Source organism: Acidiphilium iwatense (assembly GCF_021556475.1).
GTDB classification, from domain to species: Bacteria; Pseudomonadota; Alphaproteobacteria; order Acetobacterales; family Acetobacteraceae; genus Acidiphilium; species Acidiphilium iwatense.
Window position 1 is genome coordinate 13,187 of sequence record NZ_JAKGBZ010000007.1, and the last position, 25,949, is coordinate 39,135.

Sequence of the window (25,949 nt, forward strand, 5' to 3'; positions counted from 1 at the left end):
GATCGGGTTCAGGGTTCACAGGATTTGAAGGGCTTGAAGGCTCTGGTGATCGGGCTGGGCGTGTTGATCGTGCTCGGTACCGCGCTGGTGATCGGGGTTGTGGTCAAACGCGTCTTCGAGTCAACCGCCAGCCCCGTGCCGGCCGTGCATGTGCCGGGGATTCCGGGCACGGCGCCGTTCGCGACCGCGCTGCCCGCCGGGCTGGGCGCTTCGATCGGCGGCATCGCCGCATCCGGCGGACGGGTGGCGATCTGGATCAGGACCGCTCATGGCGGAAAGGTAGTTTTCGTCGATCCGGAGAACGGCGTCGTCGCTGGCACCGTGAGCCTTGCCCGATAAACCGGCATCAATTCGGTTCGCTCGGGTGCTTGAAACCATCCCGGTTCACGATTATACGCGCCGGCGACGTCCCGTTCGTCTAGAGGCCTAGGACACTGCCCTTTCACGGCGGCAACACCGGTTCGAATCCGGTACGGGATACCAATTTTCTTGAGTTTTTGGTCCAATCGGCCCATCGAGCAACCCTGGCGTGTCATGTCCCTCGATCGCCGTAATTGGGCGCATGGGTCCTGATCCACGCGGGTTGGTATTAGCCCGTCGCCCCGTTTCCCAGGACCGATTCATCAGTTCATATTTTATCGTCGGATCGTCATGACGGCGGCAGGGAATCGATCCCTGCCGCCGTCTTTCATTAACGCGCCAGTTTCGCCGCGATTTCCGCGACGTGCTTGCCCTGCGCGCGGGCGAGGGTGAGTTCATTGGCGCTCGGCATCCGCGAGCCGTCACCCTTCGAGAGCGTGGTCGCGCCATAGGGCGTGCCGCCGGTAATTTCGTCCATGTTGGTCAGGCCGGGATTGGAATAAGGCAGGCCGACGATGACCATGCCCTGATGGAGCAGCGTGGTGTGGAACGAGGTGATGGTGGTTTCCTGCCCGCCATGCTGGGTCGCGGTGCTGGCGAATACCGACCCCACCTTGCCGATCAGCGAGCCCTTGGTCCAGAGCGCGCCGGTCTGGTCGAGGAAGTTGCGCATCTGGCCGCACATATTGCCGAACCGGGTCGGCGTGCCGAAAATGATCGCGTCGTACTCCGCCAGCTCCTCCGGCTTGGCGATTGGCGCCGCCTGGTCGGTCTTGGCGTGGATCGCCTTGATGGTCTCTTCCGGCATGGTCTCCGGCACCCGCTTGATCGTGACCTCACTGCCGGCCACGCCTTTCGCACCCTCCGCGATGGCGCCAGCCATCGTTTCTATGTGTCCCCACGTGCTATAGTAAAGAACCAGGATTTTCGCCATTTTTCCGCTCCTTGCGATTGATCGATGCGCGTCATATAGGATGGGATTTATTCGATATCAAACGATATTTCAATGCGCGGGATTTCGCGCCTCGATCGCAACCGCCGTTTCCCTGGCAAGACGTTCGGTGGCTACGCCAAGACCCTGCCTCGCAGCCTTGGGATGTTTGAGGATGCCCTGAAATGTAAAGAAATGATATTTGCCGGTTGGAACGGAGACGGAAATCGGGATCGAACGGAGCTTGCTTCCGGGCGGCCCGCTGACCAGCGCCACATCAGCGCTCGCCGTGGGTTTGAAATAATCCGCGATCCCCGGCGCGTTATAGCCGATCTCGACATGGCTCAGCCTGACGATCCATTCGGCCGCTTGCACCGGCCGAGATCGAGGCGCCACGATAAGGGCACGCGGCGGATCGGCGGGTTGAGTTTCAGCGATTTCGCCGGTTCCAGCCGGATGCGGGGCAGGAGAAAGAATGAGCTTCTGGCCTGAAGGATCGACGATCGAGACGATCTGCCGGTTAGCCCGCAGCAAGGACTGAACATCAAGGACATAGCTTACGTAAAAATCGTCACCCTCGCTGCCGATCATGGCGGTCAATCGATCCGGGCGCGAACCCGCTTGGTTTTCCTTGTCGATGGCGTTGGCCGCGGTCAGTGCGCCGACCACCATATCCATGAGCGGCGTCTGCTGTCCGATCGGTGTCGGTGACCCGATCGTGACGGTGTACAGCCTCGGCTTGGCAACCGGCAACTCCAGTTGGACGGTCGACGCCGGCGTGACGCCAAGATGCTGAGCAGCGCATGCCGAGAGCAGACCAAGCGGAATGAGGGCCAGGTAACGATTCATGAACGGTTTCCATATGTGTTGTTCATGAACGGGGATTTAGATGAAGAAGCGCCTTGGTGCGAATGTCGCAAGTTTCTTGGCTCAGCCTTCCGCCATCCAATCCTCGATCAGCCTGCGGGCGATGGAGTCCCTGGGCGGCAGGTTGAAGCCGGCGGATTTGCGGTTCTCGATATCGGCGCGGCTGAACCAGCGCGCCGCGCGCATTTCCTCCACATCCAGCACGATATCCTCGGTCGTCGCCTCGGCGCGGAAGCCGAGCATCAGCGACGCCGGAAACGGCCAGGGCTGGCTGCCGAGATAGCGTACCGCGCCGATCCGCACGCCGACCTCCTCGGCCACCTCGCGGCGCACCGCGTCCTCCAGGCTCTCGCCCGGTTCGACGAAGCCGGCGAGGGTCGAGAAGAAATTGCGTTCCACCGGAAATTTATGGGACTGGCCGAGCAGAACCCGCTCCCCGCGCTCGATCAGCATGATCACTGCTGGGTCGGTGCGCGGGAAATGTTCGGCGCCGCATTGCGTGCAGCGCATGGCGTGGCCGGCGCGCTCGGCGATGCAGGCGCCGCCGCAAATCCCGCAGAACCGCGCGCGGGTTTGCCAGTAGAGCAGGCCGCGCGCGGTCGCGAGCAGCCCGGCTTCGTCCTCCGGCAAGGTCGCGGTAAGGCCGCGCAGTTCCAGAAAATCGCCATGGGCGCCGATCAGTGCATTCAGCGGCGAATCTTCGTCCGAAAGATCGACGGCGAATACCGGCGAGCCGTGCAGCAGGCCGAGGAAACTCGCGGGGAGCGAGGCATCGCGCGGTCGGACATCCAACACCGCGTGGGGCGACGGTTCCGTCTCGATCAGCAGCTTGCCGTGCCAATGGACGACGAATCGTGCCCCCGACGTGGCGCGGGCGCCGCCGATCCACGTCGCATCGGTCCGATGATGGGCCGCGCGGTCGAGCGCCGAGGAACTGTAGAGCAGCGTATTGGGAAGGATGGTATCGGGCATGGCGCGAAACTGGCACCGGGGAAAGCGCTCGGCAACCTTGCCAAACCCGGTCAAAGATCGGATATGAGAGGCGGGAGGCCGGCCGCGGACGCGCACCTCGCCAACCCGGTCAGGGCCGGAAGGCAGCAGCCGCAACGAGTTTCCGCACGGGTCGCGGACCCGGTCTCCCACCCACTCCCTTAGCCGCATCGGAGTCGCATGGCCGGTCTGTTCGACGATGACGATGCGAATGGCCGTCAGCCGGCGGACGTGCCGCCGCCGAGCGGCCCCTCGCTGTTCAACGACGAACTCCCGATGCCGGAGCCTGAGCCGGTCCATGCGCAAGCCTACCGGGTTCTCGCCCGTAAATATCGCCCCACCAATTTCGACGATCTGATCGGCCAGGACGGGCTGGTCCGCACCCTGCGCAATGCTTTCGCCATGGGCCGCATCGCCCATGCCTTCATGCTCACCGGCGTGCGCGGGGTCGGCAAGACCACCACGGCGCGCATCCTCGCTCGCGCGCTGAACTGCACCGGGCCGGACGGGCAGGGCGGGCCGACACCCGACCCGTGCGGCGTGTGCGACAATTGCGTCGCCATCCTCGCCGATCGCCACCCGGACGTGATCGAGATGGACGCGGCATCGAATACCGGCGTCGACGACGTGCGCGAAATCATCGAAGCGACGCGATTCCGCCCGATGATCGCGCGGACCAAGGTGTTCATCATCGACGAGGTTCACATGCTGTCGCGCAACGCATTCAACGCGTTGCTGAAAACGCTGGAAGAACCGCCGCCGCACGTGAAATTCGTGTTCGCCACCACCGAGATCCGCAAGGTGCCGGTCACCGTTCTGTCGCGCTGCCAGCGCTTCGACCTCAAGCGCGTGCCGGTCGACGTGCTGACCGCCCATTTCGGCCGGGTCGCCGCGCGGGAATCGATCGCGATCGAGCCCGAAGCGCTGGATGCCATCGCCCGCGCCGCCGACGGCTCGGTGCGCGACGGATTGTCGCTGCTCGATCAGGCAATCGCGCGCGGCGCTGACGACGGCGCGGTCATTACCGGCGCGCTGGTTGCCGAGATGCTCGGCCTGGCCGATCGCGGCTTCGTGTTCGACCTGATCGAAGCGGTCGCCGGCGGCCTTGTTGCCGAAGCGCTCGGTGTGATGGACCGCGCGCATCAGCGCGGCGCCGATCCGGTCATGCTGATGCAGGATCTGCTCGGTCTCGCGCATACGCTGTCGCGGCTGAAATCGATCCCCTCGCTCGCCCATGGCGGCAGCCTGCCGGAGCTGGAACGCACGCGCGGCGCGGCATTGGCCGAGCAGCTTTCGATCCCCTGGCTCGGCCGGCTCTGGCAGATGCTTCTCAAGGGCATTGGCGAGGTCGAACAGGCGACCGACCGGCGCGCCGCTGCCGAGATGATCCTGGTCCGCCTGTGCTTCGTCGCCGATCTGCCGCCGCCGGGCGAGTTGGTGCGCCGGCTTTCCGGCGAAACCGCCGCAACCAAAACGCCGCCCTCGATATCGCGATCAAACCCAGGCCCCGGCGCGCGCGCCGTGGTCAACGGTCCGCCGATCGCCGATGCCGCGCCCGGTGCGTCCCCGAGTCTCGCGCGATTCGAGGACGTCGTCGCCCTCGCCGGCGCGAAACGCGATGCCTGGCTCTCCGCCCATCTGCGCCACGATGCGCGGCTGGTGCGGTTCGCGCCGCCGGTGATCGAACTCAACCTGTCGCCCGCCGCGCCGCGCGACCTTGCTTCGCGGCTGGCCGCACTTCTCGAGGCCGAAACCGGCCGGCGCTGGACCATCGCCCTCTCGCGCGAGGCGGGTGCGCCCAGCCTCGCCGAAGCCGAAGCCTCGGCACTCGACGCCGCCCGCGCCGATGCGCTCGCCCACCCGCTGGTGCAGGCGATTTTCGCCGCGTTTCCGGGCGCGAAGGTCGAGAGCGTGCATCGCGAGAAACCTGAAGCCGAACCCGACTCCGCATCCGTCCCGCTTGCCGAGCCGCCGCCAATATCCGATGAGGATTTCGACAGCGACTACCCCGCCGACATGGAGATTGATCGATGAAAAACCTCGCCGGATTGATGAAGCAGGCCCAGCAGATGCAGCAGACCATGCAGGAGATGCAGGCGCGGCTGGAAGCGATCGAAATCCAGGGCGAATCCGGCGCCGGACTGGTCCGCCTGACCCTGTCTGGCAAGGGCGAACTCAAATCTGCCGCGATCGATCCGAAACTGCTCGACCCCAACGACGCCGAAATGCTCCAGGACCTTATCGTTGCGGCCCACCGCGACGCCAAATCCAAACTCGAATCCGTCACCGCCGCCGAAATGCAGAAAGCCACCGGCGGCATGAGCCTGCCGCCGGGGCTCAAGCTGCCGTTCTGACATCCTTGCTCCGTCCATGACCGGCCCTGAGATCGAGACCTTGATCGGGCTGATGGCGCGATTGCCCGGTCTGGGGCCGCGTTCCGCGAGGCGAATCGCGTTGCGGCTGTTGAGCGAACGCGAGCAGCGGCTGTTGCCGCTGATCGGCGCGCTGAGCGTGGCGGCGGAGCGGGTGCGGGTGTGTTCGGTGTGCGGCGGCCTGGACAGCCGCGACCCTTGCGCGATCTGCGGCGATCCGGGCCGCGAACCGATGATTTGCGTGGTCGAGAGCGTCGCCGATCAATGGGCGCTGGAGCGGGCGTCGATCTATCGCGGGCGCTATCATGTGCTGGGCGGCCTACTGTCGGCGATCGGCGGGCGCGGGCCCGAGCAACTGGGGGTGCCGAAACTGATGGCCCGGCTCGACGGATCGGTGCGCGAGGTGATCCTGGCGTTGCCGGCGACGGTGGATGGCCAATCGACCGCGCATTATCTGACCGAGCGGATCAAATCCTTCGCGATTCCGGTGACGCGGCTGGCGCAGGGCGTGCCGGTGGGCGGCAGCATCGAAATTCTCGACGAGGGCACGCTGGCCCTGGCGATGTCGGCAAGGCGCGCGGTGCCGGGGTGACGCTGGTTCGGAGTGGCCGCGATCTTCGGGTCGATTTCTTTCGCGGCATCGCCCTGTTCTGCATTTTTCTCGACCACATTCCGCACGATGCGCTGGCGCGCTTCACCGTGCGCAACCTCGCCCTGAACGACGCGACCGAGATTTTCATCCTGCTCGCCGGCTATGCCGCCGCTCTGGTCTATGGGCGCAAGCTAGACCGGGTCGGGCCGATCTCGGCCGGGGCTGATATGTGGAAGCGCACCTGGACGCTCTATATCGCGCATATCTTCCTGTTCGCGATCTTCGTCGCGGAAGTGGCGGTGTGTGCCGCGCTCTTCGGCCATCCCGAGTATATCGCCCAGATCGGCCTCGTTCATCTGGCGAAGGCGCCGCTGGCAGCGATGGCGGAGGCGGTGCCGATGCTCTACCAGCCCGCCTTTCTCAACGTGCTGCCGCTTTATGTGGTGATCATGGGCGGCGTCGCGCCGTTCCTGATTCTGCTCCGCCGGCCCCGGATTCTGCTGGCGGCGAGTTTTGCGCTCTATGCCGGCGCGCGGATATTTGGCTGGAACCTGCCGACCTGGAGCGGCCATGGCTGGTTTTTCAATCCGTTTACCTGGCAGTTCCTGTTCGTGCTGGGAATGCTGTTCGCGCGTTTCGGGCGACCGAACCTGCCTGGAGTGTCCACCGATATCGTCGCGGTGCTGCTGCTGGCGGTGGGCTTCGCGATCCTGCTCACCACCTGGATCGAGCCGTCGCTCGCCCGGCATGTGCCGCCGGCGATCCGCCCGCTGATCCGCGATATCGACAAGACCGGCCTGCATCCGTATCGGCTGGCCTCGATTCTGGCGCTCGCCTGGCTTGCCGCGCGCTACGTGCCGCCGGGGGCGGCGTTTCTTTCCGGGCGCGTCGGATCGGTCTTCGTGCTGATCGGCCAGCACGGGCTGAACACCTATTGCGCCAGCATTCTGCTCTCCTTCGCCGGACGGGTCGCACTGGAGCGCGACCCCGGCTGGGTCTCGCAGATCATCGTCAATCTCGCGGGGCTTGCCGCCCTGTTCGCGGTCGCCGCGATCGGCGCGTGGTACAAGGTGAAAGATGCGAAACCGGCTGGTTAGGGTACACACCCTTAGTCTTTTGCTCCCGTTTCTGCTCCTGCCAGCGGCGGTATGGGCGGCGCCGCCCGCCTGTCCGCCGGCGCCGGTGCAGCAACTTGCACTCCCGCATCTGAAAGCCGCGCTGATGGCGGGCGAGCCGGTGGTGATCGCCGCTCTCGGCTCGTCCTCGACCTGGGGCGCGATGGCGCATGACATCGCCGATTCCTATCCCGCCGAATTGCAGGACGATCTTGCGACCGCGCTACCGGGGGCCGAGATCAGCGTGATCAATCGCGGCATCAGCGGCGAGGATGCGCGGCGCGAGGATGCGCGGATGGCGCGCGACGTGCTAGCCCTGCGCCCGACCGTGGTGATCTGGCAGGTTGGCGCCAATGCCGCCGCACGGCGCGAACCGGTCGGGCAATTCAGCCTGCTGGTGCGGCGCGGGCTGCGCCGGCTCCGCCATGCCCGCGCGGATATCGTGCTGATGGACAATCAGCGCTCGCACCACCTGCTCGCCTCGCCCGAGAATGCCCGGATCAATGCGGCATTGGCCCGGCTCGCGCGGCGCCATCATGCCAGCCTGTTCTCGCGCGACGCGCTGATGCGGGCGTGGCAAGCTTCCGGCGCCCGGCTCGACGATTTCCTGGCATCCGATGGTTTGCACATGAACGATCGCGGCTACGCCTGTACCGCCGCCGCCCTGGCACGGTCGATCACCGATGCGGTGCGGTAGGGACGTCATACGGAAAGATTGAGCAGCGACCCGCGTGGCGAAGGCCCGGAGCCGACGGGTGACGGGGGTGCCGGCGGCAGCCCGGAGGAGGTGGGCCGCGGGCCGATGGTGGGCGCCATGCGCAAGGGCGGTGTGCCGAGAGCGGTCGGTCCGATCGGCGAGGCGAACGCGGAGAGGGTAACGGCTGAAATCATGATGATGAGGATAATCGTCATTTCTTAAAAATGGGTTAACGGAACCCGTAACGCCATCGATCTTAAGGTGCATTTTCCGGCAAATGCTTGCGTCATGAACGCTAGGTGCCATAAGGCGGGACATGCGAATCCTCTATCATCTCCCGTTATCGCCCTATGCGCGCAAGGTCCGGCTGGTTCTGGCGGAAAAGCGCCTGCCCTTCGAATTGCGCGTCGAAAAGACCTGGGAGCGCCGGCCGGACTATCTGGCGATGAACCCGGCCGGCACCGTGCCGACCCTGACCGAGGATAACGGCCTCGTCATCCCGCATTCCAATACGATCTGCGAATATCTCGACGAAGCCTATCCCGATATCTGCCTGGTCGGCCGCACGCTGGGCGAGCGGGTGGAGATCCGCAGCGTCGCCGCCTGGTTCGACGAGCGGTTCGCCCAGGAGGTCTCGCGCAATTTGCTCTACGAGAAGGTGATGAAGCAGGCGTCCAGGCGCGGCGCGCCCGACGCGGCGCGGCTGCGGGAAGGCTACGCGGCCTTGCGCACCCATCTTGCCTATATCGGCTGGCTTGCCGAAACCCGGAAATGGCTGGCCGGCGCCAATCTGTCGCTCGCCGATTTCGCCGCCGCCGCGCATCTCTCGGCGCTCGATTTCATCGGCGATATCGACTGGTCGATCGCTCCGGCGGCGAAGGAGTGGTACGCGCGGATGAAATCTCGCCCGTCCTTCCGCGCTCTGCTGGCCGACCGGGTCTCCGGCATTGCGCCGCCGCCGCACTACGCCGATCTCGATTTCTGATCGGACATGGCGCGCATATTATTGACCGGTGGGGCGGGGTTCATCGGGTCGCATACGGCGGTGGTGCTGCTGGAGCGCGGCTACGATGTTGTTCTGCTGGATAATTTCTCGAACGCGGCGCGCGACGTGCCGGAGCGGCTACGGCGGATCACCGGCATGACGGTGCCGTTGATCGAGGCGGATATTCGCGACGAGACGGCGATGGCGGCGGCCCTGGCGGCGTTTCCGGTCGATGCCGTGATCCATTTCGCGGCAAAGAAGGCGGTGGGCGAGAGCGAGGCGGACCCGCTATTGTACTATGATGCGAACATCGTCGGCACGGTGCGGCTGTTATCGGCGATGCGGCGCGCGAGCGTCGGACGGATCGTGTTTTCGTCCTCGGCGACGGTATATGGCGAGCCGGATCGCTGCCCGATCGCCGAGGATGCCGCGCTGCGGGCGGCCAATGTGTATGGTCGCACCAAGCTGGTGATGGAGGGAATGATCACCGATCTGGTGCGCACCGGGGTGATGGATGCGGCGGCGGTGCTGCGCTATTTCAATCCGGTGGGGGCGCATCCGTCGGGGCTGATCGGCGAGGAGCCGCGCAGCGAGCCGGCGAATCTGATGCCGTATCTGTGTCAGGTGGCGGAGCGGAAACGGCCGCATCTCAACGTGTTCGGCGCCGATTACAAAACGCGCGATGGGTCCGGGGTGCGCGATTTCATCCATGTCATGGACCTGGCCGAGGCGCACGAGGCGGCGTTGCGGCGGGTGCTGGCGCGGGACGGCGATTTCGCCGTCAATCTCGGCACCGGGGTGGGATATTCGGTGCTGGAAATGGTCGCGGCGTTCGAGGCGACGACCGGCGTAAAAGTTCCTTACAAGATCGCGCCGCGACGGGCCGGCGATATCGCGGAATGCTACGCCGATCCGTCTCTGGCCGCCGATTTGCTGGGCTGGCGTGCCGGGCGCGGCGTCGAGGACATGTGCCGGGACGCGTGGCGCTGGCAGAGCCGCGCCGCGCTGACCAACGGTGAATAAGCATCTCGTTTATCTGATCGGCGAGGACTGGTTTTTTGCCTCGCATTTTCTGGCGCGGGCACGGGCTGCGCGTGATGCGGGATGGCGCATTTCGGTGCTGACGCGAGCGGGCGAGACGGCGGCTGCGCTACGGGAAGATGGGTTTTCGGTGATCGGAGTGGATTTCGTCCGCGCCCGGCTGAACCCGGCGGCGGAATTTTTGCTCCTCGCGAACATCGTGACCCAGTACCGAAATCTGCGGCCCGATCTGGTGCATCACGTTGCGCTCAAGCCGATTCTGCTGGGCAGCATCGCTGCGCGGATCGCAAAAGTGCCGGCGATCGTCAACGCGCCGGTGGGGCAAGGGTTCGTGTTCGCCTCGGACACGCCGAAGGCGCGCCTGTTGCGGCCGTTGGTGCGGATGGCGCTGCGCGCCACGATCGGCGCGCGCGGCGCCTATGCGGTGTTCGAGAATGACGAGGACCGGGCGGCGATGGTCGCCTCTGGCGCGGTGCGGCGCGAAAACGCGGTGCTGATTCCCGGTGCCGGGGTCGATCTCGCCCGATTCCGCCCCCATGAACCGCCATCGGAGCCGGTGCGGGTGGTGCTCGGTGCGCGGATGCTGCGCGACAAGGGGGTCATCGAGTTCATCGAAGCCGCCCAAATCCTGAACAATCGGGGTCTGGACGCCGACTTCATCCTCGCGGGCGCGCCCGATCCGGGGAACCCGGCGTCGCTGACCGGAGAAGAAATACGGGCGGCGCGGGGCGTTCGCTGGATCGGCAAATGCGACGACATGGCCGGTTTGCTGGCCTCGTCGCATATCGCCTGTCTGCCGTCCTACCGGGAAGGTCTGCCGAAATTTCTGCTCGAAGCGATGGCGTCGGGCCTGCCCTGTGTGGCGACCGATGTAACCGGCTGCCGGGATGCGGTGATCGACGGCGAGACCGGATTGCTGGTGCCGCCGCGCGATGCGCGGGCTTTGGCGGAGGCTCTGGCCCGGTTGATCGGCGATGCCTCGCTGCGCGCGCGCCTGGGTGCGGCCGGCCGGGCGCGGGCGCAGCGGAAGTTTGCCGATTCGGTTGTTTGCGACCGGACGCTTGCGGTCTATGAACGCGCGATCGGACAGGGAGTTTCATGATGCGGCGGTTTCTGGCTGGATGCGTGATGGCGGCGGCGTTGATCGGCGCGGCATCTATGATGTTTGGCGCGACGATAGGCGTCGCGCGGGCTGAGACGCGGGTGGGCGCGGTTTCGACCAATTTTCGGCTGTTCGGCGCCAACGACAAGGTCGTCGTCGAACGGCTGGACGATCCGAAAATCCCGAACGTCGCCTGCTATGCGAGTTTCGCGAAAACCGGCGGGGTGAAGGGCAGCCTCGGGGTCGCGACCGATCCCTCGCGCTTCGGCCTCTCCTGCGTCGCGACCGGGAAGGTGACGATTCCGGCCGGGTTGCCGCGCAAGAAGCAGATCGCGGCGATTTCGGCTTCGTTTCTGGTCAAGCATTTCAACCTGTACCGGCTGGTCGATCCCGACCACAAGGCGCTGGTTTATCTCCTGATCAGCACGAAAATCATCCATGGCTCGCCGGCCAATGCAGTCTCGGCGGTGCCGGTGAGCGGTTAGGAAGGTCAGTGTGATGAGCGACGTGGTGGCGATCGAACGGGCGCTGATTTCGGTATCCGACAAGACCGGGCTGGTCGAGCTCGGCCGGGCGCTGGCGGGCAAGGGGGTGGAGATCCTGTCCACCGGCGGCTCGGCACGGACCCTGCGGAATGCGGGGGTTCCGGTGGTCGAGGTGGCGGACTACACCGGCGTTCCCGAAATGCTGGACGGGCGGGTGAAGACCCTGGTGCCGAAAATCCATGGCGGGATTCTGGGCCGGCGCGATCTGCCGGAACATGTCGCGCAGATGGCACAGCACGGTATCGCGCCGATCGGCCTGGTGGTGGTCAACCTCTATCCGTTCGAGCAGACCGTCGCGAAAGGCGCCGAGTTCGCCGAATGCGTCGAGAATATCGATATCGGCGGGCCGGCGCTGATCCGCGCCGCCGCGAAGAACCACGATTTCGTCGCGGTGCTGACCGATCCCGCGCAATATCCCGATCTGATCGCAGCCCTCGATGCGGGAGGAACCACGCTGGCGCAGCGGCGCCATTTCGCGGCGACCGCCTATACCCGCACCGCGAGCTACGACGCGGCGATCGCCACCTGGTTCACCGCCCGAAATGGCGATGCCGACCCCGATCTGCGGATGAGCGAGACGGTGCCGCCGCAGACCGGCGAGGTGTTTCCCGCGCGCCTCGCGATCGCCGGGCTGAAGCGCCAGGCGCTGCGCTATGGCGAGAACCCGCATCAGGTTGCCGCCTTCTACGCGACCGGCGAGCGGCACGGCGTCGCCACCGCGCGGCAGGTGCAGGGCAAGGAACTGTCCTACAACAACATCAACGACACCGATGCCGCCTATGAATGCGTCGCCGAGTTCGACCGGCCGGCGGTGGTGATCGTCAAGCACGCCAATCCGTGCGGCGTGTCGCTGGGGGCGGATCTCGCGAGTGCCTGGGACCGGGCGCTGGCCTGCGACACGGTGAGCGCGTTTGGTGGGATCATCGCGGTGAATCGCAGGCTGGATGCGGTGTCGGCTGCGAAAATGGCGGAGATTTTTTCCGAGGTGATCATCGCGCCGGATGCCGAGCCCGAGGCGATCGCGCTGCTCGCGAAAAAGAAGAACCTGCGGTTGCTGATCGCGGGCGGGCTGCCCGACCCGGCGGCGCCGGGGCTCGCGTTCCGCAGCGTCGCCGGCGGGTATCTGGCGCAATCGCGCGACGCCGGGCGGGTGACGCGCGAGGCGCTGACGGTGGTGACCCAGCGCGCGCCGAGCAACGCCGAGTTCGAGGACATGATTTTCGCGTTCCGGGTCGCCAAGCACGTGAAATCCAACGCGATCGTCTACGCCCGCGCGGGGACGACGACGGGGATCGGCGCCGGGCAGATGAGCCGGGTGGACAGTTCGCGGATCGCGGCGCTGAAGGGCGGCGATGCGATCGCGGGCTCGGTCGTCGCGTCCGACGCGTTCTTCCCGTTCGCCGACGGGCTGGAAGCGGCGATCGCGGCCGGGGCGACTTCGGTGATCCAGCCTGGCGGGTCGATCCGCGACGCCGAGGTGATCGCGGCGGCGGACCGGGCGGGGATTGCCATGGTGTTCACCGGAATGCGGCATTTCCGGCATTGAGGTCGATGCCACGGATGTCTAAAACTGCGCCGGATTGAAAAACCCTGGATTGAACAGGCGATTTGGAGGAAAGATGGACGCGCTACTAGTCATCGACGTGCAATGCGGCATGTTCGCCGATCCGGCGGTGCAGCCGCATGAGGGCGAGGCCGTAGTCGGGCGGATCGCGCGGCTGATCGACGCCGCCAGGACCGCCAAGGTGCCGGTGATCTTCGTGCAGCATGACGGCGGGGCGGGCGACGTGCTGGCGCGCGGCGAGCCGGGCTTCGCGTTCCGCCCGGAACTCGCGCCGCGAGACGGCGAGCCGGTCGTAGTCAAGCGCTTCTGCAGCGCGTTCCAGGAGACGGATCTCGCCGATCTGCTGGCGGCCTGGGGGATCGGGCGGGTCGCGGTCTGCGGCATGCAGACCGAATATTGCATCGACACGACCTGCCGCTCCGCCTTCGAACGGGGGCTTGAGGTCACGCTGATCGGCGATGCGCACACCACCTTCGACAGCGACGCCATGCCGGCCGCCGCGATCATCCGACATCACAACGCGACGCTGAATGGCGGTTTCGTCGCGGTGCGCCAAGCCGAGGCGGTCCGGTTCGGCGATTGACTCAGGGTCGGGAATCGCAACGACGTTTACGAATCGTGCCTTCGGTCAGTGCGAGCCGGGATAGGGCACCATCGGCGTGCAGGCGGCGGATTTGGCCGAAAGTGGCGTCTTGCCCGCGGGGTAGTGGTTGACCTGAAGAATATAGGCAAGCACGTTCAGATAGTCCGGTTTGCTCAGGCTGCCGGGAGCGTTCGCCGGCATATGTGCGGACATGTAGTCGAACAACTGCCCGGCGGTCATCTTGGTGAATTGCAGATAGGACGCGAAGCTTCCGCCGGCGAGCGCGGGGCCGGACGCGCCGCTCAGGTTGCTGGCGTGGCAGGCGGCGCAATGGGCGTCATAGACACTCTTGCCCGCCGCCGCTTGCTGCGCCGTGTAATCGCCGCTGCTCGGCGCGCAGGCGGCAGCGGCGAGCCCGGTCAAGCCGAGCGACAGGATCAGCGCACCGGCGAATGTTGCGGGCCGGAAGTTCCCGCGCCGGGAGACTGCGTAGTAAGGCGTTGAGGGATGGCGATCATTCATCGCGGCCTCCAATCTTCGAGACGAGATTCGTGTCAATGTTTCGGCAGCGCAAAGGTGATGACGGAATCACCGGGCTTGGTATTCAGAAGCAGGTTTCCCCCCGCCGCGACGGTAATATATTCCTTCCCGGCGATTTGATAGGCGATGGGCGGCGCATTGACCCCGGCCCCGCATTGATGCTGCCACAGCAGCTTGCCTGTCTTGGCCGCGAAGGCATCGAGCATGCCGTTGTTTTCGCCGACGAACACGAGTCCGCCGGCGGACAGCGAACCGCCGATCATCGGCTGCGGGCTTTTATACTGCCAGGCGATCCGCCCGGTATCGACATCGATCGCGGTGAACGTGCCCGACCCGGGCTCGGTCGGCAGAACCTGCTCGCGGCTGCCCGCCCATCGCGCGCCGCCGCTTTTCCATTCGGCGTAAGGCAGCGGCTTGTCGAATCGGGGCTGCACGATGCTGGCGACGAACACGAGATGCGTGGCGGGGTCGTAGGACACCGGCGACCAGTTCGCGCCGCCCAGCGCTCCGGGTTCGATCAGGCTGCCGTTCGGTCCGGGTTTCTGGTAAATCGTGCTATTGGGCGCGAAAGGCTGGGAGACCCGGATCAGCTTGCCGGTCTTGCGGTTGACGACATAGAACCACCCCGTCTTTCCGGCCTGGCCGATCGCCGGAACCATCTGTCCCTTGGCGTCGCGGGCCTTGAACAGCACGGTCGGGCTGGTCGCGTCATAATCCCAGACGTCATGCGGCGTTTCCTGGTAATACCATTGCATTTTCCCGGTATGGGCGTTCAGCGCCACGATCGAATCGGTATAGAGATTGTCACCAGGCCGGTGCGACCCGATGAGCTGGGGCGCGGGATTGCCGGTCCCGAAATACAGGATTCCCTGCCTGGCGCTGAGCGACGGCGTCGTCCAGACCGGGCCGCCGCCGTGCTTCCAGGCATCGGCATATTTCGCGGCATCGGCTTTTTCCTTGGCGATGTCGCGATGCAACGAAATGCCATGAACCGCGGTGCGGTATTTGCCTTCCCAGTTTTTCGAGGTCGTCCACCAGCGCCACAATTCCTTCCCGGTCGCCGCCGCATAGGCCGTCACCGATCCCCTGATGCCGTATTCGCCGCCCGCACTGCCGACATAGACCATCCCACTCCAGGCAAGGGGAGCCAGCGTCTCGCTGAACCCGTGCTTGGGGTCGCCCACAACGGCGCTCCATACCGGCTTGCCGGAGCGGGCATCGAGGGCGATCAGCCGTCCGTCGAGGGTCGCGACAAACACCTTGCCCGATGCCACGGCAACGCCCCGGTTGACCGGACCGCAGCAGAACGAGGTGAAGCCGAGTTTCGGCAGGTATTTCCACTTGAGGGTCCCGGTCGCCGCGTCGAGCGCGAAAACGCCGTCATTCGCGCTGGTCAGGTACATGGTCTTGCCGACGACGATCGGCGATGCCTCGAACGACCCCGGGATTCCGGTCTGAAATGTCCAGGCGGGCGCGAGCGATTTGACGTTTTGCGGATTGATCTGGGAGAAGGATACATGCCTGGTATTGGCATAATCGTATCCGTAGGTGGTCCATCCGCTAGGGCTTGCCGCGAAGGCTGCCGGGGCGGCGAGCAGAAGGGAAACCAGCGTCGCGATTTTTCGGACGTACTCAGGCGATTTGAGGTGCATCGGAATTCCCCCGTTTAGCTGAGCAGTGGATTCACTCTGACTCAAATGGGGGAATCATGGAAGAACTTTTTCGCTAGGCGAGGAATTTCGTCTCGCCAAGCGGGATATATCCGTCCCGGCCGGGCGCACCCCGACCTTGCTAAACATCCAGCTCGCCAGCGCTCGCCGCGCGGTCCTGAATGAAGCGGAACCGCAATTCCGGCTTGCGGCCCATCAGGCTTTCCACCATCTCGGCGGTTTCGGCGCGGTTTTCCGGCAGCGCCATCACCCGCAGCAGGGTGCGCTTCGCCGGGTCCATCGTGGTGTCCTTGAGGATCGCGGGCGGCATTTCGCCCAGCCCCTTGAACCGGCTGATCTCCACTTTCGCGCCGGTCTTGAACGCCGATTTGACCAGCCGGTCGCGCTCGGCATCGTCCATCGCATAGACCGATTTGCCGCCCTGGGTCAGCCGGAACAGCGGCGGCTGGGCCAGAAATACATGACCGGCCCGGATCAGCTCGGGCAGCTCGCGGTAGAAGAACGTCATCAGCAGCGAGGCGATATGCGCGCCATCGACATCGGCGTCGGTCATGATGATGATGCGGCCGTAGCGAAGCTGATCGAGCCGGAATCGCTCGCCCACGCCGCAGCCGAGCGCCTCGATCAGGTCCTTCAATTCCTGGTTCTGGCGCAATTTCTCAGTGGAGGCCGAGGCGACGTTCAGGATCTTGCCACGGAGCGGCAGCACCGCCTGGGTTTCGCGGTTGCGCGCCTGCTTGGCCGAGCCGCCGGCGGAATCGCCCTCGACCAGGAAAATCTCGGTGTCCTCGCGCGATTCGCGCGAACAATCGGTGAGTTTTCCGGGCAGGCGTAGCCGCCGCGTGGCCGATTTGCGCGGCGTGTCCTTCGCTTCGCGGCGGCGGATACGCTCCTCGGCGCGCTCGACGACATAGGCGAGCAGATTGTCCGCACTCGCCGGGTCGCCGGCCAGCCAGTGCTCGAACCGGTCGCGCAGCGCCGCCTCGGTCACTTTTTGCGCCAGGGGCGAGGTGAGTTTTTCCTTGGTCTGGCCCTGGAAATGCGGGTCGCGGATGAACAGCGAGAGCTTCGCGGCCAGGGTGCCGGTGATGTCATCGCCGGTCACCACGCTAGCCCGCTTGTTGCCGCGCGCCTCGGCGAAGCCGCGCAAGCCTTTCAGCAGAGCCGCGCGAAACCCGGCTTCGTGAGTGCCGCCCAGCGGGGTGGGGATGGTGTTGCAATAGGTCGCGAGCGAGGCGTCGCCGTTATCGAGCCAGGCGCAGGCCCATTCGATGCGCCCCGCGGCCTCGGGCAGATCGGCCTCGCCGGCCCAGACCGGCGCCACCAGACTGGGCGCCGCGCCCAGTTCCTCGGCCAGCGAATCGGCGAGTCCGCCGGGGAAATGCAGTTCCGCCTGGGCTGGAATATCGGACCCCGCCGGAATCAGCGCCGGGTCGCACGACCAGCGGATGCGCACGCCGCGAAACAGATAGGCTTTCGAACGGCACATCCGGTACAGCAGCTTCGCGCTGAAGGCATGGTCGCCGAAAATCTCGCGGTCGGGAACGCAGCGGAACAGCGTGCCGCGCCGGTTCGGCGCCGGGCCGGCATTGATCAGCTTGGTGAGCGGCTTGCCGCGCGCATAATCCTGCTTCCACAGCACGCGGTCGCGCGCGACCTCGACCTCCAGCCGTTCGGACAGCGCGTTGACCACCGAACTGCCGACGCCGTGCAGGCCGCCCGAGGTATTGTAGATCTTGCCGGAGAATTTGCCGCCCGAATGCAGGGTGGTCAGGATCACTTCGAGCGCCGATTTGTCCTTGAACTTGGGGTGCGGATCGACCGGAATGCCACGCCCGTTGTCGCGCACCGCCAGTAGATTGCCCTGGGCGAGGCTCATTTCGATCATGGTGGCATGGCCGGCGACGGCCTCGTCCATCGCGTTGTCGAGCAACTCGGCCGCGAGGTGGTGCAGCGCGGCTTCGTCGGTGCCGCCGATATACATGCCGGGCCGGCGCCGCACCGGCTCCAGCCCCTCCAGAACCTCGATGTCTTTGGCGGAATAGGCGCTGGTCTGCGCCGATTGCTCGAACAGATCGTTCACCGTCGCTCCTGTTGTTGATGCCTTGCTCGATTAAGCTAGGCGGGCAGCGATGTCGATGTTACCCCTTGGACAGAGCCTGGTTCACCAAAGCAGCGGCGGCGGCGAAGGCGTGATCGGCATCGAGGGTGCTGGTGTCGAGCCGGTGCGCGTCCCTCGCGGGGCGCAGCGGTGCGGCTGCGCGGGTGCGGTCGGCTTCGTCGCGTGCGGCGAGATCGGCACGCACGGCCTCTAGGGTGGTCGCCACACCCTGGGCCTTGCGTTCGGCGAAGCGCCGTTCGGCGCGGACGTCGAGCGAGGCGGTGATGAACAGCTTCACGTCCGCTTTCGGGAACACGATGGTGCCGATATCCCGCCCGTCGAGCACGGCGCCGGAAACCTGGGCGAAATCGCGCTGGAAATCGAGCAGGGCGGCGCGCACCGGGGCGATCGAGGCGACCGCGCTGGCCGCGAGATCGACCTCCTTGGTGCGCAGATCGTCGCGTTCGAGATCGACCCGGTTGAGAGTGCGCGCCTGCTCGGTCGCGGCCTCGGCGTCGGCAGGGTCGGCGCCGTGGTCGAGCACCCGGCGCGCGACCGCGCGGTAGAGCAGGCCGGTGTCGAGATAGGGCAGATTGAACGCGCCCGCGAGCCGGCGGGCCAGCGTGCCCTTGCCGGACGCGGCGGGGCCGTCGATCGCGATGACGATCGATTTCATGCTGGCGCGCCCTCCGCCGCGATATCGGCGCCGAGGCTACGCATCAGCGGGATGAAGCCGGGGAAACTGGTGTCGATGAAGCGCGCATCGTCGATCGTCACAGGCGCGTCGGCGGCGAGGCCGAGCACCAGCGCGCTCATTGCCAGCCGGTGGTCCATCTGCGTGGTCACCAGGCCGCCGCCGAGGCGATTGGCACCGCCGACGATGACGAGATCGTCGCCCTCGATCGCGACCGAAGCGCCGTTCGCGCGCAGCATGTCCGTCGTGGCGGCGAGGCGGTCGCTCTCCTTGACCCGCAACTCGGCGAGGCCGCGCAAGCGGGACGGACCGCGCGCGAAGGCGCAGGCGATCGCGAGGATCGGGTATTCGTCGATCATCGACGGTGCTCGGTCCGCCGGCACGTCGACGCCGCGCAGCGCCGAGGCGGCGACGATCAGGTCGCCGACCTTCTCGCCGGCCGCCTCGCGCGCATTGATGACGGTGATGTCGGCGCCCATTTCGCGCAGCGTGGCGAACAGGCCGGTGCGCAGCTTATTGAGCCCGACCCCCTCGATGGTGATGCGCGAGCCGGGGATCAGCAGGGCGGCGACGATCGGGAACGCAGCTGAGGAGGGATCGCCGGGCACCACGATATCCGCCGCGCGCAACTCGGGCTGACCGCGCAGGCGGATCAGCCGCCCGGTGCCCTGGGTGTGGATGTCGATCGAGGCACCAAAATGCCGGAGCATGTTTTCCGAATGGTCGCGCGTGGGTTCCGGTTCCTCGATTTCGGTGACGCCGCGCGCGTTGAGTCCGGCGAGCAGCAGGGCCGATTTTACCTGTGCCGAGGCGACCGGCAGGCGATAGGATAGCGGCAACGGCTCGGCGGCGCCGGTGACCGCGAGCGGCAGGCGGCCGCCGGGGCGGGCGGCGAAGCCGGCGCCGGTCGCGGCGAGCGGCTCGATCACCCGGCGCATCGGCCGGCGGCGCAGCGAGGCGTCGCCGGTCATCACCGCGAAAATATCGTGACTCGCCAGGATGCCGCAGAGCAGCCGCGCCGCCGTGCCGGAATTGCCCATGTCGAGCACGTCGTCCGGGCTGCGCAGCGCGCCTAACCCCGGACCGGCGACAAGCCATGCGCCGTCGTCCAGCCGCGCGACCTCGGCGCCCAAAGCGCGCATCGCCGCCGCCGTGCGCAGCACGTCCTCGCCTTCGAGCAGGCCGGTAATGCGGGTCTCGCCGATGGCAAGGCCGGCGAACATCAGCGCGCGGTGGGAGATCGACTTGTCGCCCGGCACGGCGATGGTTCCGGCCAGCGGTGCGGCCGGCCGGCGGGCGCGATGGGGGATCGGGGTTTCTGCGTTCATCGCTGGGCGCTTAGCACGGGGCGCGCGGTTTGACATAGGTGAAGATGGATGGCATGGCGCCCGCCCTGAATGGATCGTTTCCGAACCTGCAAGAGGCTGTGATGGCGAAGCCGGAACTTGGCGACAAACATACCTGTGTGTCCTGCGGCGCGCGGTTCTTCGACCTCGGCAGGCAGCCCGCGATCTGCCCGAAATGCGGGACCGAGCAGCCGATCGAACAGCCCAAGCTGAAGCGGGCCGCTTCGATGCCGGAAGACGTCAAGAAGCCGGTAAAGGCCGCGGTCGTACCGGGCGACGATGTCGAGGTCGACGCGGCGGACGACGCGGCGGACGAGGACATCCTGGAGGATACCGAGGATCTCGACGACGATGCCGACGCGATCGAGGGCGATATCGAGGTCGAGCGCGACCCCGACGAGACCGAGCACTAACCGCCTGATTCCGGCATTTCGCGTGTATCCGTGATAAGGCGCTTGTAGCCCCTGCGTTGCCGAACCATGCCGTGTCCGGCAATCATGGAGACGACAAGATGAAACAGCGCGCGCTCGGCCGGTCCGGCATCGCCGTCCCGCCCGTCATGTTCGGCGGCAACGTGTTCGGCTGGACCGCCGACGAGCCGGCCTCGTTCAAGCTGTTCGACGAGCTGCGCGAGGCCGGGCTCAACGCCATCGACACGGCGGATGTCTATTGTGCCTGGGTGCCGGGGCATCAAGGCGGCGAATCGGAAACCGCGATCGGCAACTGGCTGAAGTGCAACGGCGGGCGAAACTCCGTCGTCATTGCCACCAAGGTCGGCATGGCGAAGGGGCCGGATGGCAGGAAACTGTCCAAGGCCAGCCCGCGCGGCCGAGCGTGACCGCGCCGATCGCCAGTGCCACCAGCCTCGCGCAACTGGACGATCTGGTGAAGGCGGCGAGTCTTGCATTGTCCGACACCGCGATCGAAACCCTGAACCGGGCGAGCGCGGCCCCACGCGATTTTTCCAGGCTGGCGTCCCGACTGCGAACAATCCGGGAACTGGGAGCTGCTGATTTCGGTCCCTTCAAACTTGTCGGGAAAGAATAGATAGTCATCGTTGAGCCGAATTGGCTGTTATCGGGCCCCTCATCCCGTATTCGTGGGTTTCCTGACTTGCACTCTGCCGGCCAAGCAACAGAATGGCCGTTGGGCTTCAGCGTGGACGTCAGTTCGATGCCGAGCGGTTTTTAGGAGAAACAGGATGCGTGCCATGCGAAAATTGCTGACGGACCCGTTCGAGCCAGCCAGCCTTCATCCGTCCGTAGTGCAGCACGCGGGCCCGCTCGATGGTGACGAGGCCGCTCTGCATCATCTGGTCGAGCACCGGCAGGAATGCCTCGATCTTGTGCGTGGAATCAACAATCTCGATGATCACAGGGTAGTCGTCGGAAAACGGCAGGAGATGGCCTTCGTGCAGGCGCTTCGTGTGGCCGAAGCCCATCGGGCCGCGCAGCACCGTCGCACCGGCAAGCCCGTGCTCGCGAGCGGTGTTGACGATGGCGACGAACAGCGAACTCAGCCCGTAGCGGTCGGCCGAACTCGTGTAGATGCGGAGCAGCAGGGCTTCATGTGGAACATCCATGGGTTTCCTCGTGGTTTTTCTGGTTCAGACGGACGTTGTGCCGCGTGGCGCGACGGGGACCAGCTTCCGCGCCTTTAGCGCCTCCATAGTGACCATGCCGGACTCGATCATCCGCTCGATCACAGGCAGGAAGGCGTCGATCTTCTCAGGCAGGTCGATGATCTCGACCACGATGGGCATGCGCGCCCCGGCATCGGGGTTCAGTCCCGAACGCAAGTTGCGCGAAAGGCCGAAGCCCATCGGCGCGGGTAGCACCGTGCCGCCGGCCAGCCCCTCCCTCATCGCGGTTTCGAGCAGCACGCGATAGAGCGGCTGGCCATCTTTCATGTCGTCGTCGCCCAGGAAGATCCTGAGCAGGACGGCGTCCTCCATGATGCGCATCGTGGCTCTCCCTTCAGTTCGGGTCGAACTGGCCCGAGCGACGACATTGTAATCAGCTAATGCCGTCACGCCGGCTCTGTCAGCTAAAATCGTCAAGAAAAGTATTTTCGCGTTTTCCCAGCGTCGGCCAGGCGTGTGGATCGCCAGCAAGCACGCGGATCGCGTCATGCGCGGCTTCCCGCCGCTCCGGCGGCAACATGGCGAGTAGGTGCGGCAGATGCGGCAGGCAGACCAGCGCAGCCGAGCCGGGTTCGCACGTCGTTTGATCGTCGATCGCCGCCGCTTCGACCCGCGCGGCGATGACATCGAACTGACCGAGCCCAGCCTGATCGCCGGCGGAAGCGAGCAGGTCACGCACGCGCCGCACCATCGCGACCAGGAAGGATTGCGTGCGACCCTCGATCAGGAACGCATCCGCCGCGCCAAGAAATCCCGAGTCGTGCGCGCATTGACCTCGATGGAGGAGCCGAGGCCCGGCGTGTCGATGAAGCGAAACCCGTAGCGCAGCAAGCCGTGCAAGCAGTTCGCCCCTGAGCGTGGCAGGCGGCCCTGGGGCTGCGCGATGAACGCGCAGCAGCGCGGCGAGTTCGAGCTTCAGCTGCTCATAGGCCGCAGGCGCCATGGCTGGTTCGGTCATGGGGCTATTCCCATGCTCTGTGGGTCGTTGCCGTCTTCGCCGAAGATCTGCCGATAGAGATCACGACCGAAGCTGGTCGAAAGCGGCTCTCCTGGCAGAATACGGAAACTGCGTCGCCCGTCCGCCTCGCGCTCGGCGCGGAGGAAGCGAACCGTGACCTTGTTTGTCTTCATGTACGCTTCGGCGAAGGCGTACATGTGGGTCACGAAAATGACGCGCGCCCCGGTCTCGATCAGCGCGGTGACGATCTGGCGAGCGATCTCCGAGCCCTCGCGCTCGTTGGTCGCGGCGAAGGATTCGTTGAACAGGAACAGTGGCGCCCGGCCCGCCCGATCGACGATGCGGTTCATCCGGCGCAGCTCCTCGTCGAACTTGCCGCTATTCAGACCCGGATCCTCGCGTCGATGGTAATGGGTGAACACGCCATCGCGCAAATCGGCGGAAAAGCGCCGAGCGGTGACGAACATTCCCGCCTGCATCATCATTTGCGCAAGCCCGATACTGCGCAGGAAGGTCGATTTGCCACCCTGATTGGCGCCGGTAATCATCACGAATGCCGCATGATCCGCCGCGCAATCATTGCCAACGACTTCCCCTTCGATCGCCAGCGACAGGCAGGGATCGCGCAGATCGGTGAATTCGAGCCACTGCTCGCCGGGTGGAGCAATCTCGGGCTGGCACATCGGTGCCCGCTTCGTGGCCAGATGGGCGCGGAGATTGAGGCAGCCGATATAAAATCCGAGCTCAGCTCGAAGCATTGCAAAAAAGTCGAGGATATGATCGCATACCTGCGCCATCGTCTGCGCGGTCTCCGCCAGCGCTTCATCGCGCAGTTCGGAGAGCGCGCGCCCCCCAGCTTCGTCACGCGGATCAATGGCGAAATGATAGCTTGGCGGTCCGCTCTGTAACAAATCCTTGAGCCAGCCCCAGCGCCGCGGCACGAAATGGCGCAGCACATAGTCCTGGCCTTTATTGCCGGGGCCCAGCGAAGCGCTGAACAGCACGCCGGAGCGAAAATGCAACTGAGCCAAGTGTTGATCAACCATGGCGAGATAATCGGAATCAAGCTCGCGCATCAGCACGGCGCAAAGCCGGCGCAACCCACTAGCACGAAACGTCTCGGCATGGTGTGTCGCGAAGTCGGCGAGTTGGCCGATCACCCCGCGCAGCCCTTGCAGAAGCCGAACCGCGCCGCTCAGGGTGATTTCGGGGTGCCGGCTGGTCAGGCCGAAAAACAGGTTCTTGCGCAGCACTTCCAATGGCGCCATTGCCAGTTCATAGAGCGTGCGAATCAGGTTCTCATGCGCAATGCAATCGTCCAGAACGTCCTGCCGATGGCGAATCGTGTCGCGATCGTTGCGGAAGCCGGTGAGCACGACCTTGTGCGCGATCTCGCCGAGAAACTTGTCGCCGTCCGCCATCGCGGCGAACAGGGACTCCATCTCGAGATCCTGCACGAGATCGGCGATGCCGGCCGGAGGCTGGGCCTCGGGGTCGAAGTCGCGGGCGGGGAACATCAGCCGCGCCTTCATGAACGCCGCTCTTTCAGACGCCGATAGGTGACGCCGTATTTCTCCGCGATGGAGAGCGCGTAGGCGAGGCCGTCGGCCGGACGGCGAACGACCTTGAAACTGCGCTCTGCCGGATCGTCGGGTTGGACCATGCTGGTGACGCTGACGGTTTCGGGCCCAAGGACGGAAAGCTCGTCCATGAAGGTGACGCAGACGGCAAGCGCGCCACGTGCAATGATCCGGCGCAGCACCGCCTCGGCGAGGAAACTCGCATCCTTCAGTGCGGTCGAATTGAAGATCTCGTTGAGGACGATGAGGCTGTCCGAAGTCGCGGCGTCGAGGATGGCGCGAATGCGCACCAGATCGTCATGCAGCTTGCCGCGCAGCGTGGTCAGCACCTCCTCGCGCTCGAAATGGGCGAAGATCCGGTCGAGCAGATGCAGCCGCGCGGATCGTCCTGGCACCGTGCAGCCGAGATTGGCGAAATAGTGCATCTGGCCGACCATGCGGGCGAAGGTCGTCTTGCCACCCTGATTCGGACCGGTGACGACGAAGATGCGCTCCTTGTCTTCGAGATGGAAATCGTTGGTGACGACATGCCGCTTTTCCACGCGCAGCTTCTCCGCCAGCGCGAGGTCGAAACCGGACGTGACGCGGATCACATGGTCGGCCACAAGCTCGGGATAGCAGAAATCCAGACCATTCGCGGCGAGCCGGCCAGTGAAGTCGAGCCAGACGATGTAGAAATGGCTCTCGCGGTCGAAGCGCCGGATCACCGGATCGATGAAATCTCGGTGGCTGGCGACGAATGCATGAAGCTTCGCGAAGATCGGCGGATTCAGAAGCGCGACTCCATTGAGGATTTCGGCCTCGACATGATTCATCGTCACCGTCGACCGGTTGCTCTCGAATTCGTGGGATTTGACCCTGCCTTGCTGAAATTTTGCGAAGAGGCCGGCGATCACCGCGTTGTAGTCGGGCTCCACTTCGAAATCCCGCACCGTAACCATGCTGTCGCGGATCAGCACCGTATAGCGGATGGCGCCGAGTGCTGAGCGGTTCTCCGCTACTCCATCGCGCAGCGTGCCGAATCCGGGCGATGCGACATGCTCGCGCAGCGCCGTGCGGAACGTCGTGAGTCCTTTGGAGTACAGGGAGCAGGCATCAAGTCCGTCCGCCAGCGCAACGAGACCGTCACAGTAATGGCCGATGGCGGTCACGAACCGCGCCGCCTGCTGGTGCGGGTAGTGGGATTTCTCTGCAAAATCAGCTTGTTCGCGCACCCGGCGCATCTCGGTGGCGAAACGGCGGAGCACGGCACCGGTCGTCTGGTCGGATGTGTCGCGCAGCACGGCCTGCCGGTAGTCGATCACTGCCCGGTCGTGAGGTACGCAGGAGAACAGCGGCTTGAGATCATAAGCCTCGAATCCTGCCGTGACGGCCGCCAGGATCCGGTCGATCGCAAGATCGGCAAAAAGGGTCGAAACATCCTGCGGCGGCGGCATGGCGTCCATAATCGCGGGGAACAGGATGCTGACCGGATGCATACCGTCTCGTTCCGCCATCAAGTTCGGCCCTACAAGTTGCATGCGATATAGGTGCCGAAGAACACGCCGATAAAGCCAAACACGACCGAAAGCCCTACATAGAGTAATGCTTTCAGCAGCTCACCGTTCTCGACGATGGTGAGGGTTTCGGGTTCGAGGGCGAAAATGACGAACAGCCTTCGGATCATGAGAAACC

The 25,949-nt window shown here is 65.3% G+C and carries 30 protein-coding genes, 1 tRNA gene and 1 other RNA gene; 17 read left to right on the forward strand and 15 right to left on the reverse strand.

The features are described 5' to 3' along the window. Positions 1-33: 33 nt before the first annotated feature. Complete coding sequence (locus L2A60_RS05205; protein WP_235703314.1) at positions 34-339, forward strand: hypothetical protein; 306 nt, start codon at positions 34-36, stop codon at positions 337-339. Between the two features lie 68 nt (positions 340-407). After that, positions 408-483, forward strand: a tRNA-Glu gene (locus tag L2A60_RS05210). A 208-nt stretch (positions 484-691) separates the two neighbouring features. On the opposite strand, the gene wrbA is transcribed toward L2A60_RS05210, so the two are convergent. The 3 genes from wrbA to nudC form a co-directional block, all read right to left on the reverse strand. Continuing rightward, positions 692-1,294, reverse strand: coding sequence for an NAD(P)H:quinone oxidoreductase (wrbA, locus tag L2A60_RS05215; protein ID WP_235703315.1), 603 nt, complete (start codon positions 1,292-1,294; stop codon positions 692-694). Positions 1,295-1,363: 69 nt separating this feature from the next. After that, positions 1,364-2,140: a hypothetical protein gene (locus L2A60_RS05220; RefSeq protein WP_235703316.1), complete on the reverse strand. Its 777-nt coding sequence runs from the start codon at positions 2,138-2,140 to the stop codon at positions 1,364-1,366. A gap of 81 nt (positions 2,141-2,221) precedes the next feature. Next, positions 2,222-3,130, reverse strand: a complete 909-nt coding sequence (nudC, locus tag L2A60_RS05225) for an NAD(+) diphosphatase (protein ID WP_235703317.1) — start codon at positions 3,128-3,130, stop codon at positions 2,222-2,224. A gap of 73 nt (positions 3,131-3,203) precedes the next feature. Between nudC and ffs the strand changes: the two genes are divergently transcribed. The 6 genes from ffs to L2A60_RS05255 all read left to right on the forward strand — a co-directional run bounded on the left by ffs (position 3,204) and on the right by L2A60_RS05255 (position 7,924). Next, positions 3,204-3,301, forward strand: an RNA gene (gene ffs / locus L2A60_RS05230) — signal recognition particle sRNA small type. Positions 3,302-3,328: 27 nt separating this feature from the next. Then, entirely contained in the window at positions 3,329-5,182 is a 1,854-nt protein-coding gene (locus L2A60_RS05235; RefSeq protein ID WP_235703318.1) for a DNA polymerase III subunit gamma/tau, read from the forward strand. Beyond that, entirely contained in the window at positions 5,179-5,502 is a 324-nt protein-coding gene (locus L2A60_RS05240) for a YbaB/EbfC family nucleoid-associated protein (protein ID WP_235703319.1), read from the forward strand. The genes L2A60_RS05235 and L2A60_RS05240 overlap by 4 nt, the downstream gene beginning before the upstream one ends. A gap of 16 nt (positions 5,503-5,518) precedes the next feature. Beyond that, complete coding sequence (gene recR / locus L2A60_RS05245) at positions 5,519-6,112, forward strand: recombination mediator RecR (protein ID WP_235703320.1); 594 nt, start codon at positions 5,519-5,521, stop codon at positions 6,110-6,112. Continuing rightward, complete coding sequence (locus L2A60_RS05250; protein ID WP_235703321.1) at positions 6,109-7,209, forward strand: OpgC family protein; 1,101 nt, start codon at positions 6,109-6,111, stop codon at positions 7,207-7,209. Before recR ends, L2A60_RS05250 begins: the two co-directional genes overlap by 4 nt. Positions 7,210-7,228: 19 nt before the next feature. Continuing rightward, a complete protein-coding gene (locus L2A60_RS05255) occupies positions 7,229-7,924 on the forward strand; it encodes an SGNH/GDSL hydrolase family protein (RefSeq protein ID WP_235703322.1) in 696 nt (231 codons plus the stop codon). Between the two features lie 5 nt (positions 7,925-7,929). Here the strand turns inward: L2A60_RS05255 and L2A60_RS05260 are convergent, their stop codons facing one another. Beyond that, on the reverse strand, positions 7,930-8,139 hold the full coding sequence (locus L2A60_RS05260) for a hypothetical protein (protein ID WP_235703323.1): 210 nt from the start codon (positions 8,137-8,139) through the stop codon (positions 7,930-7,932). Between the two features lie 101 nt (positions 8,140-8,240). Between L2A60_RS05260 and L2A60_RS05265 the strand changes: the two genes are divergently transcribed. From L2A60_RS05265 to L2A60_RS05290, 6 genes are all read left to right on the forward strand, one after another. Then, the gene (locus L2A60_RS05265) at positions 8,241-8,909 is read left to right on the forward strand and encodes a glutathione S-transferase family protein (protein WP_235703324.1); all 669 of its coding nucleotides are present in this window, start codon (positions 8,241-8,243) and stop codon (positions 8,907-8,909) included. Between the two features lie 6 nt (positions 8,910-8,915). Next, positions 8,916-9,932, forward strand: coding sequence for a UDP-glucose 4-epimerase GalE (gene galE, locus L2A60_RS05270; protein WP_235703325.1), 1,017 nt, complete (start codon positions 8,916-8,918; stop codon positions 9,930-9,932). Next, positions 9,925-11,052: a glycosyltransferase family 4 protein gene (locus L2A60_RS05275; RefSeq protein ID WP_235703326.1), complete on the forward strand. Its 1,128-nt coding sequence runs from the start codon at positions 9,925-9,927 to the stop codon at positions 11,050-11,052. The genes galE and L2A60_RS05275 overlap by 8 nt, the downstream gene beginning before the upstream one ends. Beyond that, complete coding sequence (locus L2A60_RS05280) at positions 11,052-11,537, forward strand: CreA family protein (RefSeq protein ID WP_235703327.1); 486 nt, start codon at positions 11,052-11,054, stop codon at positions 11,535-11,537. Before L2A60_RS05275 ends, L2A60_RS05280 begins: the two co-directional genes overlap by 1 nt. 13 nt (positions 11,538-11,550) lie before the next feature. Beyond that, positions 11,551-13,143: a bifunctional phosphoribosylaminoimidazolecarboxamide formyltransferase/IMP cyclohydrolase gene (gene purH / locus L2A60_RS05285; protein ID WP_235703328.1), complete on the forward strand. Its 1,593-nt coding sequence runs from the start codon at positions 11,551-11,553 to the stop codon at positions 13,141-13,143. A gap of 73 nt (positions 13,144-13,216) precedes the next feature. Then, the gene (locus L2A60_RS05290; protein WP_235703329.1) at positions 13,217-13,744 is read left to right on the forward strand and encodes a cysteine hydrolase family protein; all 528 of its coding nucleotides are present in this window, start codon (positions 13,217-13,219) and stop codon (positions 13,742-13,744) included. Between the two features lie 45 nt (positions 13,745-13,789). Here L2A60_RS05290 and L2A60_RS05295 read toward each other — a convergent pair whose 3' ends face one another. The 5 genes from L2A60_RS05295 to aroA all read right to left on the reverse strand — a co-directional run bounded on the left by L2A60_RS05295 (position 13,790) and on the right by aroA (position 20,077). Further along, on the reverse strand, positions 13,790-14,266 hold the full coding sequence (locus tag L2A60_RS05295; protein WP_235703330.1) for a c-type cytochrome: 477 nt from the start codon (positions 14,264-14,266) through the stop codon (positions 13,790-13,792). 32 nt (positions 14,267-14,298) lie between these two features. Further along, positions 14,299-15,936 (reverse strand): pyrroloquinoline quinone-dependent dehydrogenase, encoded by a 1,638-nt coding sequence (locus tag L2A60_RS05300; protein ID WP_235703331.1) that lies wholly within the window; start codon positions 15,934-15,936, stop codon positions 14,299-14,301. A gap of 139 nt (positions 15,937-16,075) precedes the next feature. Then, a complete protein-coding gene (gene parE, locus L2A60_RS05305) occupies positions 16,076-18,037 on the reverse strand; it encodes a DNA topoisomerase IV subunit B (RefSeq protein ID WP_235703332.1) in 1,962 nt (653 codons plus the stop codon). Positions 18,038-18,095: 58 nt separating this feature from the next. Beyond that, the gene (gene cmk, locus L2A60_RS05310; protein WP_235703333.1) at positions 18,096-18,731 is read right to left on the reverse strand and encodes a (d)CMP kinase; all 636 of its coding nucleotides are present in this window, start codon (positions 18,729-18,731) and stop codon (positions 18,096-18,098) included. Further along, positions 18,728-20,077: a 3-phosphoshikimate 1-carboxyvinyltransferase gene (gene aroA / locus L2A60_RS05315; RefSeq protein ID WP_235703334.1), complete on the reverse strand. Its 1,350-nt coding sequence runs from the start codon at positions 20,075-20,077 to the stop codon at positions 18,728-18,730. The genes cmk and aroA overlap by 4 nt, the downstream gene beginning before the upstream one ends. Positions 20,078-20,130: 53 nt before the next feature. Between aroA and L2A60_RS05320 the strand changes: the two genes are divergently transcribed. From L2A60_RS05320 to L2A60_RS05330, 3 genes are all read left to right on the forward strand, one after another. Next, the gene (locus L2A60_RS05320) at positions 20,131-20,508 is read left to right on the forward strand and encodes a TIGR02300 family protein (RefSeq protein WP_407932521.1); all 378 of its coding nucleotides are present in this window, start codon (positions 20,131-20,133) and stop codon (positions 20,506-20,508) included. 98 nt (positions 20,509-20,606) lie between these two features. Then, a complete protein-coding gene (locus tag L2A60_RS05325) occupies positions 20,607-20,933 on the forward strand; it encodes an aldo/keto reductase (protein WP_235703335.1) in 327 nt (108 codons plus the stop codon). Further along, on the forward strand, positions 20,930-21,142 hold the full coding sequence (locus L2A60_RS05330; protein WP_235703336.1) for a hypothetical protein: 213 nt from the start codon (positions 20,930-20,932) through the stop codon (positions 21,140-21,142). The genes L2A60_RS05325 and L2A60_RS05330 overlap by 4 nt, the downstream gene beginning before the upstream one ends. Before the next feature lie 118 nt (positions 21,143-21,260). Here the strand turns inward: L2A60_RS05330 and L2A60_RS05335 are convergent, their stop codons facing one another. From L2A60_RS05335 to L2A60_RS05360, 6 genes are all read right to left on the reverse strand, one after another. Further along, positions 21,261-21,677, reverse strand: a complete 417-nt coding sequence (locus L2A60_RS05335) for a DUF190 domain-containing protein (protein ID WP_235703337.1) — start codon at positions 21,675-21,677, stop codon at positions 21,261-21,263. 24 nt (positions 21,678-21,701) lie between these two features. Beyond that, positions 21,702-22,058 (reverse strand): DUF190 domain-containing protein, encoded by a 357-nt coding sequence (locus tag L2A60_RS05340; protein ID WP_235703338.1) that lies wholly within the window; start codon positions 22,056-22,058, stop codon positions 21,702-21,704. Positions 22,059-22,137: 79 nt separating this feature from the next. Further along, positions 22,138-22,695: a hypothetical protein gene (locus L2A60_RS05345; RefSeq protein WP_235703339.1), complete on the reverse strand. Its 558-nt coding sequence runs from the start codon at positions 22,693-22,695 to the stop codon at positions 22,138-22,140. Beyond that, positions 22,692-24,227 carry a MutS-related protein gene (locus L2A60_RS05350; RefSeq protein WP_235703340.1) on the reverse strand — a complete coding sequence of 512 codons (1,536 nt, stop codon included), beginning with the start codon at positions 24,225-24,227 and terminating at the stop codon, positions 22,692-22,694. The genes L2A60_RS05345 and L2A60_RS05350 overlap by 4 nt, the downstream gene beginning before the upstream one ends. Further along, complete coding sequence (locus L2A60_RS05355; protein WP_235703341.1) at positions 24,224-25,771, reverse strand: MutS-related protein; 1,548 nt, start codon at positions 25,769-25,771, stop codon at positions 24,224-24,226. The genes L2A60_RS05350 and L2A60_RS05355 overlap by 4 nt, the downstream gene beginning before the upstream one ends. Positions 25,772-25,782: 11 nt before the next feature. After that, the gene (locus tag L2A60_RS05360; protein WP_235703342.1) at positions 25,783-25,941 is read right to left on the reverse strand and encodes a hypothetical protein; all 159 of its coding nucleotides are present in this window, start codon (positions 25,939-25,941) and stop codon (positions 25,783-25,785) included. Positions 25,942-25,949: the final 8 nt, after the last annotated feature.

What these genes read in the sequence shown, in the direction of transcription:
- wrbA (WP_235703315.1), bottom strand. Translation starts at nt 1,294, where the DNA reads ATGGCGAAAATCCTGGTTCTTTACTATAGCACGTGGGGACACATAGAA.
- L2A60_RS05220 (WP_235703316.1), bottom strand. Translation starts at nt 2,140, where the DNA reads ATGAATCGTTACCTGGCCCTCATTCCGCTTGGTCTGCTCTCGGCATGC.
- nudC (WP_235703317.1), bottom strand. Translation starts at nt 3,130, where the DNA reads ATGCCCGATACCATCCTTCCCAATACGCTGCTCTACAGTTCCTCGGCG.
- L2A60_RS05235 (WP_235703318.1), top strand. Translation starts at nt 3,329, where the DNA reads ATGGCCGGTCTGTTCGACGATGACGATGCGAATGGCCGTCAGCCGGCG.
- L2A60_RS05240 (WP_235703319.1), top strand. Translation starts at nt 5,179, where the DNA reads ATGAAAAACCTCGCCGGATTGATGAAGCAGGCCCAGCAGATGCAGCAG.
- recR (WP_235703320.1), top strand. Translation starts at nt 5,519, where the DNA reads ATGACCGGCCCTGAGATCGAGACCTTGATCGGGCTGATGGCGCGATTG.
- L2A60_RS05260 (WP_235703323.1), bottom strand. Translation starts at nt 8,139, where the DNA reads ATGACGATTATCCTCATCATCATGATTTCAGCCGTTACCCTCTCCGCG.
- L2A60_RS05265 (WP_235703324.1), top strand. Translation starts at nt 8,241, where the DNA reads ATGCGAATCCTCTATCATCTCCCGTTATCGCCCTATGCGCGCAAGGTC.
- galE (WP_235703325.1), top strand. Translation starts at nt 8,916, where the DNA reads ATGGCGCGCATATTATTGACCGGTGGGGCGGGGTTCATCGGGTCGCAT.
- L2A60_RS05280 (WP_235703327.1), top strand. Translation starts at nt 11,052, where the DNA reads ATGCGGCGGTTTCTGGCTGGATGCGTGATGGCGGCGGCGTTGATCGGC.
- purH (WP_235703328.1), top strand. Translation starts at nt 11,551, where the DNA reads ATGAGCGACGTGGTGGCGATCGAACGGGCGCTGATTTCGGTATCCGAC.
- L2A60_RS05290 (WP_235703329.1), top strand. Translation starts at nt 13,217, where the DNA reads ATGGACGCGCTACTAGTCATCGACGTGCAATGCGGCATGTTCGCCGAT.
- L2A60_RS05295 (WP_235703330.1), bottom strand. Translation starts at nt 14,266, where the DNA reads ATGAATGATCGCCATCCCTCAACGCCTTACTACGCAGTCTCCCGGCGC.
- L2A60_RS05300 (WP_235703331.1), bottom strand. Translation starts at nt 15,936, where the DNA reads ATGCACCTCAAATCGCCTGAGTACGTCCGAAAAATCGCGACGCTGGTT.
- cmk (WP_235703333.1), bottom strand. Translation starts at nt 18,731, where the DNA reads ATGAAATCGATCGTCATCGCGATCGACGGCCCCGCCGCGTCCGGCAAG.
- aroA (WP_235703334.1), bottom strand. Translation starts at nt 20,077, where the DNA reads ATGAACGCAGAAACCCCGATCCCCCATCGCGCCCGCCGGCCGGCCGCA.
- L2A60_RS05320 (WP_407932521.1), top strand. Translation starts at nt 20,131, where the DNA reads ATGGCGCCCGCCCTGAATGGATCGTTTCCGAACCTGCAAGAGGCTGTG.
- L2A60_RS05325 (WP_235703335.1), top strand. Translation starts at nt 20,607, where the DNA reads ATGAAACAGCGCGCGCTCGGCCGGTCCGGCATCGCCGTCCCGCCCGTC.
- L2A60_RS05335 (WP_235703337.1), bottom strand. Translation starts at nt 21,677, where the DNA reads ATGGATGTTCCACATGAAGCCCTGCTGCTCCGCATCTACACGAGTTCG.
- L2A60_RS05340 (WP_235703338.1), bottom strand. Translation starts at nt 22,058, where the DNA reads ATGCGCATCATGGAGGACGCCGTCCTGCTCAGGATCTTCCTGGGCGAC.
- L2A60_RS05345 (WP_235703339.1), bottom strand. Translation starts at nt 22,695, where the DNA reads ATGACCGAACCAGCCATGGCGCCTGCGGCCTATGAGCAGCTGAAGCTC.
- L2A60_RS05350 (WP_235703340.1), bottom strand. Translation starts at nt 24,227, where the DNA reads ATGAAGGCGCGGCTGATGTTCCCCGCCCGCGACTTCGACCCCGAGGCC.
- L2A60_RS05355 (WP_235703341.1), bottom strand. Translation starts at nt 25,771, where the DNA reads ATGGCGGAACGAGACGGTATGCATCCGGTCAGCATCCTGTTCCCCGCG.
- L2A60_RS05360 (WP_235703342.1), bottom strand. Translation starts at nt 25,941, where the DNA reads ATGATCCGAAGGCTGTTCGTCATTTTCGCCCTCGAACCCGAAACCCTC.